The sequence below is a fragment of the Christensenella sp. genome (genome assembly GCF_034927525.1).
Taxonomy (GTDB): domain Bacteria; phylum Bacillota; class Clostridia; order Christensenellales; family Christensenellaceae; genus Christensenella.
Map to the genome: position 1 here is coordinate 1 of NZ_JAYFPU010000260.1, position 2384 is coordinate 2384.

Consider the following 2384-nt stretch of genomic DNA (forward strand, 5'->3'; position numbering starts at 1 on the left):
CGATGCTTGGTAAGAGGATACCTTTGGATATTCTGCAAGCTTTGCCTTCCCTCGGTCGGCCAGCGTCACATCACTATCCTTTCCAATATCCCGGGCATCCACGTAGACCTCCCGGCGGTCATAGCCCGTGAGCTCATCACCAAGCAGGACAACTTCCCGGTCGGCCTCTTCGCCTTGTCCGGCGACGTAGGCCATATTGCGATAATCAGCAATGGATTGGGTCAATACCCGTTTTTCGACGTTCGAAAATTTTTGGGAGAAAACTGCCCAGCCATTACCAGCCGTATTGTTGTAGGTCCGGTCCACTCCAATCGTGGTTTCGAACCGAAGTTTTTTCCCGGCGTAGTCCAGGATAATCCGCGTCCCGATCTGGGATAGTTCCGAGAGCTTGGTCAGCTCATCCATGAGCACGCCATATGTGGATTGATAACTGGTGGTATCCCCTCGATGACCCGATGTGGCCATCACTAAATTGGGATATTTTCGGCCTGCCTTTGTCGGGTTGGCTGCGTTTTTGTCCACCAGTCCATGCATGATATCCTCCACGTGGGTGTTGTAGGTGTCATATCCTGCCGCCGTCGGCAAAATGTTCCGAGCCTTAAGCAGTGACCGCAGGCACCGGCCACTGACGGTGATGTCCTTCAGGTCGTAATCGTCAAACTCAATGGTCTCAATAATGCCGCTGCGCTCCCCGTCGGTGTCCAGCATGATGCGCTGGCCAAGCTCTAAACCTGGTACCCATTCTGATAAATGAAATTCAAAAGTGCCGCACTCCCGCCAGTGTCGCTTAAACCACAGTGATGTGTAATAATCAATTCGATCCAGGAATACCAGGTCCTCATTAAGTATGTTGATATTCGGTTTTTTTAAATCCATATACTGCCCTCCACGGCGTCTGTCGGTGCCGTCTCCTGGATATAAATCTTTCGTACCCCTTCCTGTGACTGCATGCTGGAATACATCGCGTCAAACTGTGCTTGCATGGATTCCAGCATTTCAGTCATCCCAGCTAGATTTTTCGGCCGTAATAGCCCGCAGACCGTTTGGTTGACCCGCTCATCCACCACAGTAATGGCACCAGCCGATGTGATGGTCACCTTGGCCAATGACAACTCATAGGTTGAGCCCGTTGTGACCAAGTCGGGCGGTGCGGATGCGGTGCCCTGCTTGAGGGTGATGGTGTCTGCCGAGCCTGTACCGGAGACATCCACCCGGGCGATGACCCGGTAGATCATGGAGCCGGTCCCGGGCTTGGTTGGTGTTAGCGTGATGATGCTGTCGGATTTAAGCCAAAATCCCTTCGTGTAGGCCGCCCCTGGGGCGACCTTTACGGCACTGCCGTCCATGGTGACTTTTAACGTTGGATTGCCGCTGGCATCCGTGCTGACACCATTTTCAAATAAGCGTTCATAAAATGCCGCAAAGGTGGCGGCGCTATATCCGGTGGTTCCGTCCCGGAATCCTGCTGTTATTGCCATATTTTTACCTCCTAGATTCCGGAATACCGATTTTTAAAGCTGATGGACACATCATTCGGGCTGGTTTCGCCGGAGGTATACTCCAGTAGGTTCGCCCCGGGCATCAGCTCAAAAAACGTACTCTCAATATTAATCTTATCGTAGGCATCGGTGAGGATGCCGTTTTCTTCGATTTTGACGGATTGTTTTTTAAATCCGGTCGTAATGTGTAACACCTGGTCAGACGTCAAGTCCTTAAGCACCTCAATATATTCCCCGGTGGTGTGGTTGATGACCTTAGGGTTTACCGCCGGGCCTTTAAAGGCGATGGACAATGGCGCGGGCTCCTGGCCGTCAACTACGATGTTAAGTTTTGTTTCTCCTTTTTTTCGAAAGGATATCGGGAAGACCAGCGGAAAGACCAACCCGCCAGTCCAGAAGGTCAGCTCCAGGGTGTTGACCGCCGGATCATATAGGTATGGGTCGTAGGCAATCAAGTCCACCGTTACATCACAATATAAACTGATACTGTTTTTGGGCATGTCAATCCCCGTCTCCGGCTTGCAATATAACTGCCTGCGGACCTCACCGTCACGATAATCTAAAATTCCGCCAACCTTGGGATTAAACACACGGATGATGTTATCTCGATAGGTGAGGTAATCCTCACGGGTATGACATTTCAGATGGAATTTTAAAATAACCGGCCGCTCCTTATAGGCCGACTGGATATAGGTCATCCCATCCTGCCGGGGAGATTTCGACGTCTCATCCTCGACGCTGGTCGATTCCAAGCCCGTGATGCTCATAAGCGTTAGGCGATCATCTCCGCCAATGTCGAGGACTGCGCCGCTATCGTTGATATACTTAATTTTATGCATCGGCTAATCCTGCCTTTCTGAGTGCACGCAATGTCGCCCGTTCGGT

Annotated in this window: 3 protein-coding genes; all 3 read right to left on the reverse strand. The window is 51.3% G+C overall.

Annotation, left to right across the window (positions count from 1 at the left end; translation table 11 throughout):
- Positions 1–876: siphovirus ReqiPepy6 Gp37-like family protein (locus tag VB081_RS10695; RefSeq protein WP_323400805.1), on the reverse strand; the 876-nt coding region annotated here is incomplete at its 3' end.
- On the reverse strand, positions 867–1478 hold the full coding sequence (locus VB081_RS10700) for a hypothetical protein (RefSeq protein ID WP_323400806.1): 612 nt from the start codon (positions 1476–1478) through the stop codon (positions 867–869). The genes VB081_RS10700 and VB081_RS10695, both read right to left, overlap by 10 nt.
- A gap of 11 nt (positions 1479–1489) precedes the next feature.
- On the reverse strand, positions 1490–2338 hold the full coding sequence (locus VB081_RS10705) for a phage tail family protein (RefSeq protein ID WP_090305298.1): 849 nt from the start codon (positions 2336–2338) through the stop codon (positions 1490–1492).
- Positions 2339–2384 lie beyond the last annotated feature (46 nt).